General features: G+C 71.2%; 19 protein-coding genes. 7 read left to right on the forward strand and 12 right to left on the reverse strand.

Annotated features, from left to right (window positions below; genetic code table 11):
• Nucleotides 1-40: 40 nt before the first annotated feature.
• From BM272_RS10010 to BM272_RS10030, 5 genes are all read right to left on the reverse strand, one after another.
• The gene (locus tag BM272_RS10010; RefSeq protein ID WP_093428660.1) at nucleotides 41-700 is read right to left on the reverse strand and encodes a riboflavin synthase; all 660 of its coding nucleotides are present in this window, start codon (nucleotides 698-700) and stop codon (nucleotides 41-43) included.
• A 1-nt stretch (nucleotide 701) separates the two neighbouring features.
• The gene (gene ribD, locus BM272_RS10015; protein WP_093428661.1) at nucleotides 702-1,826 is read right to left on the reverse strand and encodes a bifunctional diaminohydroxyphosphoribosylaminopyrimidine deaminase/5-amino-6-(5-phosphoribosylamino)uracil reductase RibD; all 1,125 of its coding nucleotides are present in this window, start codon (nucleotides 1,824-1,826) and stop codon (nucleotides 702-704) included.
• Entirely contained in the window at nucleotides 1,819-2,280 is a 462-nt protein-coding gene (nrdR, locus tag BM272_RS10020) for a transcriptional regulator NrdR (protein ID WP_093428662.1), read from the reverse strand. Before nrdR ends, ribD begins: the two co-directional genes overlap by 8 nt.
• A gap of 18 nt (nucleotides 2,281-2,298) precedes the next feature.
• A complete protein-coding gene (gene glyA / locus BM272_RS10025) occupies nucleotides 2,299-3,552 on the reverse strand; it encodes a serine hydroxymethyltransferase (RefSeq protein WP_093428663.1) in 1,254 nt (417 codons plus the stop codon).
• Nucleotides 3,553-3,717: 165 nt separating this feature from the next.
• On the reverse strand, nucleotides 3,718-4,662 hold the full coding sequence (locus BM272_RS10030; RefSeq protein ID WP_093428664.1) for an arginase family protein: 945 nt from the start codon (nucleotides 4,660-4,662) through the stop codon (nucleotides 3,718-3,720).
• A gap of 138 nt (nucleotides 4,663-4,800) precedes the next feature.
• Here BM272_RS10030 and BM272_RS10035 point away from each other — a divergent pair, with 138 nt between their 5' ends.
• From BM272_RS10035 to BM272_RS10060, 6 genes are all read left to right on the forward strand, one after another.
• Nucleotides 4,801-5,310, forward strand: coding sequence for an ATP-dependent zinc protease family protein (locus BM272_RS10035; RefSeq protein WP_093428665.1), 510 nt, complete (start codon nucleotides 4,801-4,803; stop codon nucleotides 5,308-5,310).
• A complete protein-coding gene (rimK, locus tag BM272_RS10040) occupies nucleotides 5,307-6,215 on the forward strand; it encodes a 30S ribosomal protein S6--L-glutamate ligase (protein WP_093428666.1) in 909 nt (302 codons plus the stop codon). The genes BM272_RS10035 and rimK overlap by 4 nt, the downstream gene beginning before the upstream one ends.
• Entirely contained in the window at nucleotides 6,212-7,252 is a 1,041-nt protein-coding gene (locus tag BM272_RS10045; RefSeq protein WP_093428667.1) for a succinylglutamate desuccinylase/aspartoacylase family protein, read from the forward strand. Before rimK ends, BM272_RS10045 begins: the two co-directional genes overlap by 4 nt.
• Before the next feature lie 17 nt (nucleotides 7,253-7,269).
• Nucleotides 7,270-7,983, forward strand: coding sequence for a hypothetical protein (locus tag BM272_RS10050; protein ID WP_093428668.1), 714 nt, complete (start codon nucleotides 7,270-7,272; stop codon nucleotides 7,981-7,983).
• Between the two features lie 66 nt (nucleotides 7,984-8,049).
• A complete protein-coding gene (gene ettA / locus BM272_RS10055) occupies nucleotides 8,050-9,717 on the forward strand; it encodes an energy-dependent translational throttle protein EttA (RefSeq protein WP_093428669.1) in 1,668 nt (555 codons plus the stop codon).
• Nucleotides 9,718-9,721: 4 nt separating this feature from the next.
• Entirely contained in the window at nucleotides 9,722-10,579 is an 858-nt protein-coding gene (locus tag BM272_RS10060) for an ATP-binding protein (protein WP_093428670.1), read from the forward strand.
• Nucleotides 10,580-10,596: 17 nt separating this feature from the next.
• On the opposite strand, the gene BM272_RS10065 is transcribed toward BM272_RS10060, so the two are convergent.
• Together BM272_RS10065 and BM272_RS10070 are read right to left on the reverse strand one after the other, a co-directional pair.
• Nucleotides 10,597-10,947: a DsrE/DsrF/TusD sulfur relay family protein gene (locus BM272_RS10065; protein WP_093428671.1), complete on the reverse strand. Its 351-nt coding sequence runs from the start codon at nucleotides 10,945-10,947 to the stop codon at nucleotides 10,597-10,599.
• 45 nt (nucleotides 10,948-10,992) lie between these two features.
• Nucleotides 10,993-11,682 carry an ArsR/SmtB family transcription factor gene (locus BM272_RS10070; protein ID WP_093428672.1) on the reverse strand — a complete coding sequence of 230 codons (690 nt, stop codon included), beginning with the start codon at nucleotides 11,680-11,682 and terminating at the stop codon, nucleotides 10,993-10,995.
• A gap of 128 nt (nucleotides 11,683-11,810) precedes the next feature.
• Here BM272_RS10070 and BM272_RS10075 point away from each other — a divergent pair, with 128 nt between their 5' ends.
• Entirely contained in the window at nucleotides 11,811-12,494 is a 684-nt protein-coding gene (locus tag BM272_RS10075; protein WP_093428673.1) for a hypothetical protein, read from the forward strand.
• Here BM272_RS10075 and BM272_RS10080 read toward each other — a convergent pair.
• Genes BM272_RS10080 through arsS form a run of 5 tightly spaced genes read right to left on the reverse strand, consistent with a single transcriptional unit; the run spans nucleotide 12,491 to nucleotide 15,397 of the window.
• The gene (locus tag BM272_RS10080) at nucleotides 12,491-12,865 is read right to left on the reverse strand and encodes a hypothetical protein (protein WP_093428674.1); all 375 of its coding nucleotides are present in this window, start codon (nucleotides 12,863-12,865) and stop codon (nucleotides 12,491-12,493) included. The genes BM272_RS10075 and BM272_RS10080 overlap by 4 nt on opposite strands.
• Nucleotides 12,866-12,897: 32 nt before the next feature.
• Nucleotides 12,898-13,131 (reverse strand): RND transporter, encoded by a 234-nt coding sequence (locus tag BM272_RS10085; RefSeq protein WP_093428675.1) that lies wholly within the window; start codon nucleotides 13,129-13,131, stop codon nucleotides 12,898-12,900.
• A complete protein-coding gene (locus BM272_RS10090) occupies nucleotides 13,128-13,763 on the reverse strand; it encodes a TIGR04282 family arsenosugar biosynthesis glycosyltransferase (RefSeq protein ID WP_093428676.1) in 636 nt (211 codons plus the stop codon). The genes BM272_RS10085 and BM272_RS10090 overlap by 4 nt, the downstream gene beginning before the upstream one ends.
• Complete coding sequence (locus BM272_RS10095; protein ID WP_093428677.1) at nucleotides 13,760-14,434, reverse strand: TIGR04283 family arsenosugar biosynthesis glycosyltransferase; 675 nt, start codon at nucleotides 14,432-14,434, stop codon at nucleotides 13,760-13,762. Before BM272_RS10095 ends, BM272_RS10090 begins: the two co-directional genes overlap by 4 nt.
• A complete protein-coding gene (gene arsS / locus BM272_RS10100) occupies nucleotides 14,435-15,397 on the reverse strand; it encodes an arsenosugar biosynthesis radical SAM (seleno)protein ArsS (RefSeq protein WP_093428678.1) in 963 nt (320 codons plus the stop codon).

A 15,397-nucleotide genomic window follows, 5' to 3' on the forward strand; every position in this document is an offset into this window, starting at 1 on the left:
GCCAAGTATCCGTGCGGTCGGGGGGGCGGGGCAAGGGCGATCAGCCGCCCAGGAAGCCGTGCTCGGCGAGGAAGGCGCGATCGATGCCCGCGTCGGGGTCGGCGGCGGCCTCGCCCAGGAGCAGCCGCTCCAGGTAGCGCGCCACCAGGTCCACCTCGATGTTCACCCGGGAGCCGGTGGTCCAGCCGTCCAGGGTGGTCGCCGCCAGGGTGTGGGGGACGATGTTCAGGTCGAAGCGGGCCCCGTCCACGGCGTTCACCGTGAGGCTGACCCCGTCCAGGCAGACCGAGCCCTTGCGCGCCAGGTAGCGCGCCAGCTCCGCCGGTGCCTCCAGGCGGAAGCGCTCGCTCCGCCCCTCCGGGGCCCGCTCCAGGACCCGGGCGACACCGTCCACGTGGCCGCTGACGAGGTGGCCGCCCAGGCGGGTGGTGGGCAGCAGCGCCTTCTCCAGGTTCACCGGCGAGCCGGCGGCAAGTTCCCCCAGGGCGGTGTTCGCCAGGGTCTCCCCGGAGACGTCGGCGACGAAGCGCTCGCGCCCCGCCTCCACCGCCGTGAGGCAGACGCCGTTGACCGCCACGGAGTCGCCCACCGCCAGGTCGGCGGTATCCAGCTCCCCGGTGGCCACGGTCACCCGGCGGTCGCCGCCCCGCGGCTCCATGGATTCGATGCGGCCCACGGCCGTGACGATCCCGGTAAACATGTCAGCCCTCCTCCCGACGGATCCACAGCCGCTGGTCATCCCCGAACATCCGCCGCTCCACCACCCGGAGCGTGGTCCGCTCCGCCATGGAGGCCGGCTCCGGCAGGCGGAAGAGGCCCCGGGCGGCGTCGCCCAGCAGGTGCGGGGCCTGGTAAAGGACCAGCTCGTCCCACAGGCCGGCCTCCAGGAAGGCACCGGCCAGGGTGGCGCCGGTCTCCACCAGGAGTTCGTTGACCTGCTCCTCGGCCCCCAGGTGGTCCAGCAGCGGCCCCAGACGGATGGTCCCGCCGTGGGCCGGGAGGCGGATGACCTCCGCCCCGGCGGCCACCAGGGCCGCCTCCGCCCCGTCATCGGCCTGGCCATCGCCGCCGGCGGCGGCCACCACCAGGGTCCGGCCGGGTTCGCGCAGCAGGGCGGCCTCCGGCGGCAGGGCGAGGTGGGGATCCAGGACCACCCGCAGGGGCTGGGCCACCGCGTCCTCCACTCGCGCCGTCAGCCGGGGATCGTCGGCCAGAACGGTGCCGATGCCGGTGACCACCGCCGAGCTGCGCGCCCGCAGCCCATGGACGTCGGTCCGGGCCGCCTGGCCGGTAATCCACTGGCTCTCGCCGGAGGCCAGGGCGGTCCGCCCATCCAGGCTGGCCGCCATCTTCAACCGCACATGGGGGCGGCCGGTCTGCATCCGCCGGATGAAGCCGGGGTTGAGGGTCCGTGCAGGCCCCTCCATGAGGCCGCTGGCCGTCTCCACCCCGGCCACCTTCAGCCTTTCCAGGCCCTGGCCGGCCACCTGCGGATTGGGATCCTCCATGGCCGCCACCACCCGGGCCACCCCGGCCCGGGCCAGGGCCTCGGCACAGGGCGGGGTCCGGCCGTGGTGGGCACAGGGCTCCAGGGTGACGTAGGCCGTGGCCCCGTGGGCCGACTCGCCGGCCGCCTCCAGGGCGCGGACCTCGGCGTGGGGTTCACCGGCACGCAGATGCCAGCCCTCCCCCACCACCTCGCCGCTGCGGACCAGGACACACCCCACCCGCGGATTGGGATCGGTGGTCCGGAGCCCGCCCTCGGCCAGGCGCAGGGCCCGGGTCATGAAGGCGTGGTCGGCGGCGCTGAAGGGGGTGTCAGCCATCCTCCCCCCGCTCGAGCCGATCGATGGTCTCGCGGAAGGCGCGGATATCCTCAAAGCTGCGATAGACGGAGGCGAAGCGGACGTAGGCGACGTGGTCCATGGCCCGGAGTTCGTCCATGACCCACTCGCCCAGCAGGTCCGCCGAGACCTCGCGCTCCCCGCGGCTGTGGAGCTGACGGGTGATCCGGCCCACGGCCGCTTCCACCTCGTCCGCCCCCACGGGCCGCTTCTCCAGGGCGTGCTGGATCCCGGCGCGGAGCTTGGCCTCGTCGAAGGTCTCCCGGGAGCCGTCACGCTTGACGATGCGCGGCATGGTCAGCTCGGCGGTCTCGAAGGTGGTGAAGCGCTCACCACACTCCCCGCAGGCCCGTCGCCGGCGGACCGCATCGCCCTCCTGGGCGAGGCGCGAGTCCACCACGCGGGTATCGGCGGCACCGCAGAAGGGGCAGCGCATCGCGGCTCCCGGCCCCGATCAGTTGCCGTAGACGGGGAAGCGCCCGCAGATCTCCAGCACCTTCTCCTTCACGGACTGGATGGTGGCCTCGTCACCCATGTTGTCGATGACGTCACACATCCAGGTAGCCAGCTCCTTGGACTCGGCCTCGCCGAAGCCGCGGGTGGTGATGGCCGGCGTGCCGATGCGGATGCCGCTGGTGACGAAGGGGGACTGCGGATCGTTGGGCACGGCGTTCTTGTTCACCGTGATGTTGGCGCGACCCAGGGCGGCGTCGGCGTCCTTCCCGGTGAGCTCCTTGGGCGTGAGGTCCACCAGGAAGAGGTGGTTGTCGGTGCCGCCGGAGACGATGCGGAAGCCGCGCTCCACGAACACCTGCGCCATGGCGCGGGCGTTGTCGACGACCTGCTGCTGGTAGGCCTTGTAGTCCGGCTCCAGCGCCTCCTTGAAGGCCACCGCCTTGGCGGCGATGACGTGCATCAGGGGGCCGCCCTGGGTACCGGGGAAGATCAGGGAGTTGAGCTTCTTCTCCAGGTCCGGGTTGGACTTGGCCAGGATGATGCCGCCGCGCGGACCGCGCAGGGTCTTGTGGGTGGTGGAGGTCACCACGTCGGCGTACTCCATGGGGCTCGGGTAGACCCCGGCGGCCACCAGGCCGGCGACGTGGGCCATGTCCACCAGCAGCCAGGCACCGACCTTGTCGGCGATGGCGCGGAAGCGGGCCCAGTCCACCTCGCGGGAGTAGGCGGAGAAGCCGCCGACGATCATCTTCGGCTTGTTCTCGACGGCCAGGCGCTCGATCTCGTCGTAGTCGAGGTAGCCCTCGTCGGTGATGCCGTACTGCACGGCGTTGTAGATCTTGCCGGAGAAGTTCGGCTTGGCGCCGTGGGTCAGGTGGCCGCCGGCGTCCAGGCTCATGCCCAGGACGGTGTCGCCGGGCTGGCAGAGCGCCATGTAGACGGCGGCGTTGGCCTGGGAGCCGGAGTGGGGCTGGACGTTGGCGTAGTCGGCGCCGAAGAGCTGCTTGGCGCGGTCGATGGCCAGCTGCTCGACGATGTCCACGTGCTCGCAGCCGCCGTAGTAGCGCTTGCCCGGGTAGCCCTCGGCGTACTTGTTGGTCAGCGCGGAGCCCTGGGCCTCCATGACCCGGGGGCTGGCATAGTTCTCGGAGGCGATGAGCTCGATGTGCTCTTCCTGCCGGGTGCGCTCGGCCTCCATGGCATTAAAGAGGTCATCGTCGAAACCGGCAATCTTCATATCGTTCTTGAACATGGGGGATCCTTCGCGGTTGCGCCCGCGTTTCGTCTGCGTGTCTTTGAGTTCGCGCGCCTGCGGGCTTGGCTCGCGGTAGGCGGCGGCGCGTCCCCGCCAACGGGGGATGCGGCCGCGTGACCCTCCATGATAACGCAAATGCCCCCGTTCTTCATGGCCTCCTGTTCAGTGCCCCAGCAGGGCCTCCAGCACGGCGCGCCAGCCGGCGGCGATATTGGGATCGAAATAGCCGCCGCCGCCCAGGGCCAGGAGGCGGCCGTGGCCCAGTTCATCGGCCCGATCCGCCAGCCGCCGGGTGGCGTGGCGATGGGCCGCCGGGGTGAAGGCGAGATGGGCCAGGGGATCGCCGCGCAGGCTGTCCACGCCACACAGGAAGAGGACGAACTGGGGGCGCGCCCGCTCCAGGTGCTCCTCCACCGCCTCCCAGGCGGCATGGAACTCGGCGTCCCCCGCCCCGGGCTTCAACGGCAGGTTGAGCTTGGTCCCCTCGGCGGCCCCGGTGCCCGTCTCGTGGCGGTGGCCGGTGCCGGGAAAGTTGTGAGCCCCGTCCTCGTGGATATCGGCGGTCCAGACGCGGGGATCGTCATCGAAGGCGTACTGGACGCCGTCGCCGTGGTGGGCGTCGATATCCACGTAGGCGATGCGCTCCAGGCCGTACTCCGCCAGCAGGGTAGCGATGACCACGCCGGCATCGTTGAAGACGCAGAAGCCGGAGGCGGCATCGCGGCCGGCGTGGTGGAGCCCGCCGATGGGGACGAAGGCGCGGCGGCAGGTGCCGTCCATGAGCCGGCCGGTGGCGTCCACGGCGGCGCCGACCACGGTGGCCGCGGCCTCGTAGATCCCGTTCCAGGCCGGGGTGTCGCCCCCGTCCAGAAAGCCCTCGCCGCTCTCGGAGGCCGCCCGCACCCGCTCGATATGGGCCGCCGTGTGGAAGCGCTCCAGCACCGCGGGCGAGGCGGGTTCGGCGTCCCGCAGGCGCACCCAGGCATCCAGCCCGGCGAAGCGCACCCCATCCATGAAGCGGTTCAGCCGCCCCTGGTGGAAAGGGTGCTCCCCCGGAAAGCCGTAGCGCCCGATTTCGTCGCCGTCGTAGAGACAGACCGCTGCCATTACTCACCTCGCTCTCTCGCCCAGTGTAGGCGGTTTGGTCGGCGCTTCACCGCAAGCCCAGGCATTGACCCGCCGGCGCGGCTGTCGCATAAAGCGGCCGTGACTCATGCGACCGACCCATCATCCCCCACCCCGACCGTGGCGCCAAGCGAGGCGCTCGTCGTCGGCTGGCGCGAATGGCTTGCCCTCCCCCGACTGGGAGTCGACGCCATCAAGGCCAAGGTGGATACCGGCGCCCGGACCTCGGCACTCCACGCCTTCGAGCTGACCACCGAGGAGACGGACCAGGGCAGCTGGGTCCACTTCGGCCTCCATCCCGACCAGGGCCCCGAGAGCCGGGTGGTCTGGTCCAGCGCCCCGCTGGTGGATCAGCGCTGGGTCACCGACTCCGGTGGCCACGGCGAGTGGCGCTACGTCATCGAGACCCCCCTGGTCCTCGGCGACCGCTGCTGGCCGGTGGAGATCACCCTCACAGTCCGCGACAGCATGCGTTTTCGCATGCTCTTGGGCCGGACCGCCATGCGTGGCATCATCCACGTGGATCCCGGGGCCTCCTACCTCGCCGGCCCGCCCCATACGGGGCCGGACGAAGCGACTCAGGACGCCCCGGAAACGCCCAGCCCTTACCGCCAGGACCATTCGACTTGAAGATCGCCATCCTCTCCCGCCGCTCCAGCCTCTACTCCACCCGGCGCCTGGTGGAGGCCGGCCGTGAACGCGGCCACGAGGTCCGGGTCATCGACACCCTCCGGTGCTACATGAACATCACCTCGCACCGGCCGGAGATCCACTACAAGGGAGAGAACCTCACCGGCTTTGACGCCGTGATCCCGCGGATCGGCTCCTCCATCACCTTCTACGGCACGGCGCTCATGCGCCAGTTCGAGATGATGGGGGTCTTCCCGGTGAACGAATCCGTGGCCATCGCCCGCTCCCGGGACAAGCTGCGCTCCCTGCAGCTCCTCTCCCGCGAGGGGATCGGCCTGCCAGTGACCGGCTTCGCCCACTCGCCGGACGATGTCCAGGACCTCATCACCATGGTCGGCGGCGCCCCCCTGGTCATCAAGCTGCTGGAGGGGACCCAGGGGATCGGCGTGGTCCTGGCGGAGACGCGCAAGACCGCCGAATCCATCATCGAGGCCTTCATGGGGCTGCGCGCCAACATCATGGTGCAGGAGTACATCAAGGAGGCCGGCGGCGCCGACATCCGCTGCCTGGTGGTAGCCGGCAAGGTGGTGGCCTCCATGAAGCGCCAGGCCAAGGAGGGCGAGTTCCGCTCCAACCTCCACCGCGGCGGCAATGCCACCCTGGTGCGCATCACGCCGGAGGAGCGCGCCACCGCCGTGCGCGCGGCCAAGGCCATCGGCCTCAACGTGGCGGGCGTGGACATCCTGCGCTCCAACCACGGCCCGGTGGTCATGGAGGTGAACTCCTCCCCGGGCCTGGAGGGGATCGAGGCGGCCACCCACAAGGACGTCGCCGGCCAGATCTTCAGCTTCATCGAGAAAAACGCCGCCCCCAACCGGACGCGCACCAAGGGCCGGCGGGGGTGAGCACCCCGCTGGTCATCAACGGGACCACCATCCCCCCCGGCCGGCGGACCACGGTCGAACTCCCCGCCGGCCGCCTCTACACCCACGCCCCCATCAATGTCCCGGTCCACGTGGTCCGCGGCCGCAAGGACGGGCCGCGGCTCTTCGTCTCGGCGGCCATCCACGGCGACGAGATCAACGGCGTGGAGATCATCCGCCGACTGCTGGGCAACAGCCTCCTGCGCCGGCTGCGCGGGACGCTCATGGCGGTGCCGGTGGTCAACGTCCACGGCTTCATCGACCGCACCCGCTACCTCCCCGACCGGCGCGACCTCAACCGCAGCTTCCCCGGTTCGGAGAAGGGCTCCCTGGCGGCCCGGCTGGCGCACCTGTTCATGAACGAGGTGGTGGCCAATTCCACCCACGGCATCGACCTGCATACCGGCGCCCTCCACCGCAGCAACCTGCCCCAGATCCGGGCCAACCTGGACGACCCGGAGACCCGCGACCTGGCGCTGACCTTCGGCACCCCCATGGTGCTCAACTCCGACCTGCGCGACGGCTCCCTGCGCCAGGCCGCCGCCGATGCGGATGTCCCCATCCTCCTCTACGAGGCCGGCGAGGCCCTGCGCTTCGAGGAGCCCTCGGTGCGCGCCGGGGTCTCCGGGATCATCGAGGTCATGCGCAAGCTGGGCATGCTCCCGCCCTCCACCCGCCGTCGGAAGAAGACCACCGAGCCGGTGGTGGCGCGGACCTCCGGCTGGGTCCGCGCCCCCCAGAGCGGGATCCTGCGCTCCACCACCGCCCTGGGCGCTCGGGTCCACCGCGGCAGCACCCTGGGCATCATCGCCGACCCCTTCGGGGTGCGCGAGGAGCGCATCGAGGCCCCCTGGTCGGGGGTCATCATCGGCCGGCTCAACATGCCCCTGGCCTACGAGGGCGACGCCCTCTACCACATCGCCCGGTTCGAGGGGCCCGACGAGGCGGAGCAGGTGGAGGCCTCCAGCAACGCCCTCTCCGACTGGGCCGGGGACGACGACGAGCCGCCCCTGGTCTAACGAGGTTCGCCGCGACCATGTCCGACCCCCATCGCCTCTCCGACCCCTACTATGCCCAGCGCGTGGCCGGCACCATCAACGGTCTGCTGAGCGATGTCATCGCCATCGGCCTGCTGCTGCTCTCCTTCAACTACATCCGCCTGATCCTCGAGTACCCGGAACTCCTCGGCGACCCCGAACTCTGGAAACGACTGGTGCTGCTGCTCCTGGCCATCGCCTTCATCGCCTACGATGTCCTCGCCTACAAGACCCACCTCGCCCTCCAGGAGGGGGAGACCCGACCCGCGGATGGCGGCAGCAGCCCGCGCCGGATCCTGGCGCTCTACTTCATCGACCTCTTCCGGATCGGCGTCTCCGCCTGGCTGCTGGCGGCGCTGGCCATCGGCGACCTCGCCGAAGACCCGCTGAACGCGAAGCTACGGGCGGAACTGGCCGTGGGCCCCTCGCTGTTCGCCACCGTCTTCACCTTCGTCGCCCTCTGGCACGCCACCATCGGTCTCTGGTACGTGGTCGAGGGCTCCAATCGCCGGAACAAACGCCTCCACGCGGCCTACGCCCTGGGCCACGCCGCCGCGGCGTTCTTCTTCGCCGGCCTGGCCCCCGCCAGCTACGCCGCCGCCAAGGACCTCTGGGACCTCGCTGCCACCGGCTGGCTGGCCCTGTTGATCGCCCTGGTCTATCGCACCCAGGTGATGGCCTTCCTGCGCTCGGACATGGAGCGCGCTCGCTAGCCCCCGGCGGGCATCTGTTACAATCGCGACCTTTCCACCTCAGCCCAGCGGAGCTTCGAGCGAACCATGGCGCAGTACGTCTATACGATGAACCGGGTGAGCAAGGTCGTGCCGCCCGGCAAGACCATTCTCGAGGACATCTCGCTCTCCTTCTTCCCGGGGGCGAAGATCGGTGTGCTCGGTCTCAACGGCTCCGGCAAGTCGAGCCTGCTGCGCATCATGGCCGGCGAGGACACCGAGTACGAGGGCGAGGCGCGCCCGCAGCCGGGGATCCGCATCGGCTACCTCTCCCAGGAGCCGCAGCTGGACCCGGAGAAGGACGTGCGCGGCAACGTCGAGGAGGGCGTGGGCGAGCTCAAGGCGCTGGTGGACCGCTTCAACGCCGTCTCCGAGCAGTTCGCCGATCCCGAGGCCGACTTCGAGGCGCTCATGGCCGAGCAGGCCGAGCTGCAGGACAAGATCGACGCCGCCGGGGCCTGGGAGCTGGACCGCACCCTGGAGATCGCCGCCGAGGCCCTGCGCCTGCCGCCCTGGGATGCCGACGTGAACAACCTCTCCGGCGGCGAGCGCCGCCGGGTGGCGCTGTGCAAGCTGCTGCTCTCCAAGCCGGACATGCTCCTGCTGGACGAGCCCACCAACCACCTGGACGCCGAGTCGGTGGCCTGGCTGGAGCGCTTCCTGGGCGAGTTCCAGGGCACCGTGGTGGCAGTGACCCACGACCGCTACTTCCTGGACAACGTCGCCGGCTGGATCCTGGAGCTGGACCGCGGTCGCGGCATCCCCTTCGAGGGCAACTACTCCGCCTGGCTCGAGGCCAAGGAGAAGCGCCTGGAGCAGGAGGAGAAGCAGGAGAACGCCCGCCGCCGCGCCATGAAGGAAGAGCTGGAGTGGGTGAAGTCCAATCCCAAGGGGCGCCAGGCCAAGAACAAGGCCCGTCTGCAGCGCTTCGACGAGCTGGCCTCCCAGGAGTACCAGAAGCGCAACGAGACCCGGCAGCTCTACATCCCGCCGGGTCCGCGCCTGGGCGACAAGGTCATCGAGGCGGACCACGTGCGCAAGGGCTTCGGTGACACCCTGCTCATCGACGACCTCACCTTCCGCCTGCCGCCGGGGGGCATCGTCGGCGTCATCGGCCCCAACGGCGCCGGCAAGACCACCCTCTTCCGCATGCTGGTGGACCAGGAGCAGCCCGATGACGGCTCCTTCGACGTCGGTGACACCGTGGATCTCGCCTACGTGGACCAGTCCCGCGACACCCTGGACCCGGAGAAGACGGTCTGGGAGGAGATCAGCGAGGGCCAGGACATCATCAAGGTGGGCGACTACGAGGTGCAGTCCCGCGCCTACGTGGGCAAGTTCAACTTCAAGGGCACCGACCAGCAGAAGCGCATCGGCGAGCTATCCGGCGGCGAGCGCAACCGCGTCCACCTGGCCAAGCTCCTGCGCTCCGGCGGCAACGTCCTGCTCCTGGACGAGCCCACCAACGACCTGGACGTGGAGACCCTGCGCGCCCTGGAAGAGGCCCTGCTGGAGTTCCCCGGCTGCGTGGTGGTGACCTCCCACGACCGCTGGTTCCTGGACCGCATCGCCACCCACATCCTCGCCTTCGAGGGCGACTCCCACGTGGAGTGGTTCGAGGGCAACTTCGCCGACTACGAGGCCGACCGCCGGCGCCGGCTGGGCAGCGAGGCCGACCAGCCGGAACGGATCAAGTACCGCCGCCTCCAGGGCTGAGACCGTGGAGCTGGACGAGTTCCTCGACCGCGCCGCCCGGGTCCTGGAGCGGGCGGAGGCCTGGCTGCCGCCGGCGCCGGAGCCGGTGGACTGGGCCGCCACGCCGGCGGCGCGCTGGCGCCCCCACCCCGCCGGCGGCGGCCACCTGGAGGCGATCACCCGCCCCGACCCGGTGAACCTCGCCGACCTGCGCGGCGTGGACGAGGCCATCGCCCGGCTCACCGGCAACGCCGAGCAGTTCCTGGCCGGCGCCCCGGCCAACAATGCCCTGCTCTGGGGCGCCCGGGGCACCGGCAAGTCCAGCCTCATCAAGGGGCTGCTCACCGCCTACCGGGAGCGCGGCCTGCGCCTGGTGGAGGTGGACAAGGCCGACCTCGTCCACCTCCCGGCCATCGTCGAGGGGCTGGCGGCCGAGCCCTACCGCTTCATCGTCTTCTGTGACGACCTCTCCTTCGACGCCGACGAGCGCGGCTACAAGGCGCTCAAGGTCGCCCTGGACGGCTCCCTGGCGGCCCCGCCGGCCAACGTCCTCATCCACGCCACCTCCAACCGGCGCCACCTGCTGCCGGAGAGCATGGAGGAGAACCGCCAGGCCCGGATGGTCGACGGCGAGATCCACCCGGCGGAGGCCACCGACGAGAAGATCGCCCTGTCCGAGCGCTTCGGCCTCTGGGTGCCCTTCCACCCCTTCTCCCAGGAGGAGTACCTGACCGCGGTGGACCACTGGCTGCTCCACCACGGCCTGGAGGCGGACGCGGACCGCCACGAGGAGGCGCTGCGCTTCGCCCTGGAGCGGGGCTCGCGCTCCGGCCGCGTGGCCGCCCAGTTCGCCCGGGATTGCGCCGGGCGGGCGGCGCTCTAGGGCCCTCGCTGCTCCGCCTAGAAGACCAGGACCTTTTCGGCGGCGGTGGTCCACTGGGTGAGTTCGTCCATGGTGCTGCGATGGGCCCCTTCGAAGAGTTCCTCCGCCTTGATGCCGCGGGCATCCATGCAGGTGCCGCAGACGCCGATCTCGCCACCGTGGCGGACGACGATGGAGAGCATCTGCTGGAGGTTGTAGTAGCCCTTGGGCACCTTCTGCCCGCCGTGGCCGGCGACGGCGGCATCCCCCATGAGGAAGAGGCGGACCGCGTTGCCCTCCTGCCGGATCAGGGACTCCGCCAGGCGGACGGCGTTGAAGGTGCGCTCGGAGCCGTAGGGGCTGTCATTGAGGATGAAGAGGTAGTTCATGGGAGGCCCTCCCGGGCGCTGGGGACAGGGTCGTGGCAGCGGGGTTCATTCACCCCGCGCCACCGGTAGATGGGCGGCATTCCACTCCGGATAGCCGGCCTCCAGTCGACGGACCTGGTAGCCCTGCTGGCGCAGGCGTTCCACCGCCTCGAAGGCGAGCATGCAGTAGGGGCCGCGACAGTAGGCGACCACCTCCCGGTCCCGCGGCAGCTCGGCCAGGCGGTCATCCAGCTCCTCCAGGGGGACGTTGACCGCCCCCTCGATGTGGCCGGCGCGGTACTCCTCGTCGGGCCGGACATCGATCACCGTGACGTCGCCCTCGCGGGCCCGCTCCATGAGCTCATCGTGGCTCACGGGGGTCAGCGGATCCCGACTCTCAAAGGCCTCGCGGACGATCCGGTTCACCTCGGCGAGCTGCTCCTCGGCGATCCGGCGCAGGCCGTTCAGGACACCGACGATCTCCTCCTCGTCACTGAGGCGATAGAAGGCCTGGACCCCCGCCCGGCGAACATTGACGAGCCCGCCCTCCCGGAGGACCTGGAGATGATGGGAGGTATTGGCCTTGGGGGCGCCGATGGCCTGCGCCAGCGCCTCTACGCTGTGCTCCCCCTGGGCCAGCGCCTCCAGAATATCCAGCCGCTGGGGGCTGGCCATGGCCTTGGCCACCCGGGCAAAGCACTCCAGCAATCGCTGCTTGGGAGGCGTCTCGCCGCCGGGATCCGACTGTCCTGCCATGTAATGTTCCTCTCCTGCTTCCTTCTTTATCCCAGTCTACCCCAGGGGCGGCCCCCAGGGGCAGCGCACGGCGGACATCCCTTCGGCAAGCTGCTAGACTCCCAAGGGTCACGAACGCGGAGATCGTCATGGCCCGGATGTCCCTGGAACAGGTCCGACCCGGCATGGTGCTGGCCAGCCCCGTCATGGGGGCCAACCAGCGGGTCCTTCTGCGCGCCGGGGTCCAGCTCACCCGCAAGCACCTCCAGAGCCTGGCCAGCCTCGGCTTCACCCAGCTGGACATCCGCCAGGCGGAACAGCCCACCCGGGGCGAGGAGCCGGCGAAGGCCCAGCAGCCGCAGCGCCGCCGGACGAGCCAGCAGCAGCCCCGGCGCCCGCGCCCCAGCCGGCCCGAGCCGCGCCCGGCCACCCCGCGCCGGGAACGGATCGCGGACAAGCCCATCCTGGACCACGTCCCCGACGAGCCCATCCCGGAGCGCGCCCGGGAGGTGATGAGCACGCTGGAGGTCAGTCGGCCGGCCAGCCGCTCCCTGCACGAGCGCACCAGCGCCGACCCCGAGACCGTCCGGCAGGCGCGCGCCATCTCCGAATCCCTGCTGGCCCACACCCGCCACGCCGAGGGCTCGGCCCTGGGCGAGGCCCTGCAGCGGGCGGCGGCGCGCCGGCTGGGCGATGATGGCGTCGCAGAGGGGGAACCCGCCACGGCCCCCCAGGCCACCGGCGAGGCGGAGGCCACCAGCGACCCGCTGGAGGTCCGCAACGACGCCCTCAAGGACCTCATCGCCGGCCAGTTCGGCCGCCGGCCGAGTTAGCCCGCCAGGCAGTGCTCCCGGATGGCCGTCTCCAGGGCGGCGACATCCGCGCAGGCCGCCAGCGCCTCCGGTTCCAGGCACGGCGTCAGCGCTGCACCCTCGCGCACGAAGACCGCCGGCAGCCCTACCGGCGGCTCCCCGTACTGCTCGCGGAACTGGTCGCGGTGGAGGAACTCCGCGGCCAGTGGCAGCCCCTGCACGAAGGCCTGCCACTCCTCGCGGACGCTGAACAGGCCGTAGGTGATCCGGCAGAGGTCGCACTGGTAGGTCTGCGGCGAGAAGAGCTTGTGGCCGATGTCGGCCACGGTATTGAAGAGCCCGCTGTCGGCGTTGTAGACGAAGACCAGGGCGCGTTCCGTTTCATCAGCCATCCTGTGCACCTCCCCGTCCGGGTTCGATGGGTTCAGCCGCGGTGGAAGGTCGCCACCCCGGCCATGCGCCCGAGCTTGGCCGCCAGCAGCATCCACGGGGCGCCGTGGAGCACCAGGTCGAAGATGTCCAGGGGCCGCGAGAGTTCGCCGGCCGAGAGCATCTTCAGCTTCTGCCACAGATGCGGCTCCGGAATGAAGGGAGCCAGCCCCAGGGTCAGGGCGATAAGCAGGATCAGGGGCAGGGATTGGCGGTCGAGCCAGTTCATGGTTCCTCCGTGGTGATGAGTTCCGGGAAGGCGGCCAGGTCCGCCGGCGTATCCAGGTCCTGCAGCGTGGCCACCTCGGCCAGCCTCAGGCCGGCGGCCGCAGCCCGCGCCCGGGTGGCCGCCGCCACTTCCGGGCCGCCCCAGGGGATCCCGGTAAAGAGCGCCCGGGCCGGCCGGCGCAGACCCACGAGATAGTACCCGCCATCGACGGCGGGACCCAGGACAGCATCCGCCCCGGCAGCCATTTCGGCGAAAGCCGCGGCGACCGGTTCGGCGGTGAGGCCCGGGCAATCGCTGCCCACCAGGACCGCCGCCGGAGCGCCCTCCTCCAGGGCCGATTCCAGAGCGCCGGCCATGCGCTCGCCCAGGTCGTTGCCGGCCTGCTGACGTAGCCGGAATCCCCGCGCTTCCGCCGCCCGGAAGACCGGGTGGTCAATATCGGGATGGCACCAGAGCTCCGCCTCCAGGCCAGGGATGCGCGCGGCTGCCCGCTCCGCCACTTCCAGGGTACGCTGCAGCAGCCGGTGATGGACATGGGCCGCACCCGCCGCTCCCAGCGCCGGTATGAGGCGCGTCTTGGCCGCCCCCGCCACCGGGGCGCGGGCGAAGAGTTGCAGGCGCGGACCGGTCATCGATACCACGCCGCCAGTCTCCGCGCCGGCACGCCCAGGAAGAAGGCCAGCCGCAGCCCCCACATGAGCAGGATGGTCCGGGCCACCCCGCCCTCCTCCCAGCGGCGGCTGGCGGTGGTCAGCGCCGGCCGCAGGCAGGCCGGCCAGCCGGCCCGGCGCCGCAGGCGGCGGGAGAGCTCCACATCCTCCATGAGCGGCAGCGCCGGCCAGCCGCCCACGGCGGTGAGGGCCGCGCGGGTGACGAAGATCCCCTGATCGCCGGTGGCGATGCCGGTGAGGCAGGAGCGGCGATTCATGAGGGCGGCGATGACGCGGAAGATCGGCCGGCGACCGGAGAGGCGGACGTCGAATCGCCCCCAGCGTCGGCCGGCGGCCACCGCGGACCGCAGCGCCGCCTCCGCCCCCGCCGGCAGCCGGGTATCGGCGTGGAGGAACCAGAGCAGCTCCCCGCTGGCCGCCGCCACGCCGGCCGCCATCTGGCCGGCCCGGCCACCATCGGCGGTGAGGACCCGGTCCGCGCCGGTCCGCGCAAGGTCCGGGGTGCCGTCGACGCTGCCGCCGTCGACCACGATGACCTCCCCGCCGGCGGCGCGCAGCGGCGCCAGGTCGGCGAGGAGTGCCGGCAGTGCCGCCGCCTCGTTGCGGGCGGGGATGACCACCGACAGCCGCATTCAGCCGGCGGCCAGGGCGCCCCCGCAGGAGGAACCCTGGCCGGCGGTGCAGCCGTAGCAGTGGTCCGCCACGGCGATGGGCTCGCCGGCGAGATCGCGCTGGAGCAGGTCGGCCAGGTGGACCGGCCCGCCCCCGCCCAGGTGGAGGCCCAGCATCTGGTTGAAGTCGCAGTCGTAGACCTGCCCCTGCCAGTCGACGCTGATGAGGCTGCGGCACATTACCGCCGCCAGGTTCTCGTCGCGGTGGGAACCGCGCAACAGCGCCATGTAGTCGTCGAACTGGCCCCGGCTTACCAGGGTGGAGCCGAAGCGCTGGATGGGGAGGTTGGCCAGGGCCAGGAGGTGGTCGAAGACGATCCCGAAGCGCCCCTGCAGCTCCTCACGATAGGCCGCCTCCAGCGCCCCCTGCTCCGGCGGCAGATGGGGGCCGCCGGGGTTGTAGACCAGGTCCAGCCGGTGGCGACCGTCCCCGCTGCCGTAGCCTCGCTGGTTGAGCAGCCGCAGGGCCCGGATGCTGCCGTCGTGGACCCCCTCGCCGCGCTGGGCGTCGACGTTCTCCGCCTCGTAGCAGGGCAGGGAGGCGACCACCTCCACGTCGTGGTCGGCCAGGAAGTCGGCCAGGTCCTCGTGGCCGGGCTCCAGGAGGATGGTGAGGTTGCAGCGGTCGCGGACGTGGACGCCCCGCTCCCGGGCCGCGACCACCAGCCGCCGGAACTCCGGGTGGAGCTCCGGGGCGCCGCCGGTGAGATCCAGCTCCCGCACCCCGCTGGCCTCCAGGAAGGCGATGACGGTATCCACCGTCTCCGCGCTCATCATCTCCGTACGCTTGGGGCCGGCGTTGACGTGGCAGTGGAGACAGGCCTGGTTGCACTGGTAGCCCAGGTTGACCTGCAGGGTCTCCAGCGCCCCCCGGCGGATGGCCGGGAAGTCCGAGCGCTGCAGGCGATGGAGTGTGGCGTGCAT

This window comes from Thiohalospira halophila DSM 15071, from assembly GCF_900112605.1.
Classification (GTDB): domain Bacteria; phylum Pseudomonadota; class Gammaproteobacteria; order Thiohalospirales; family Thiohalospiraceae; genus Thiohalospira; species Thiohalospira halophila.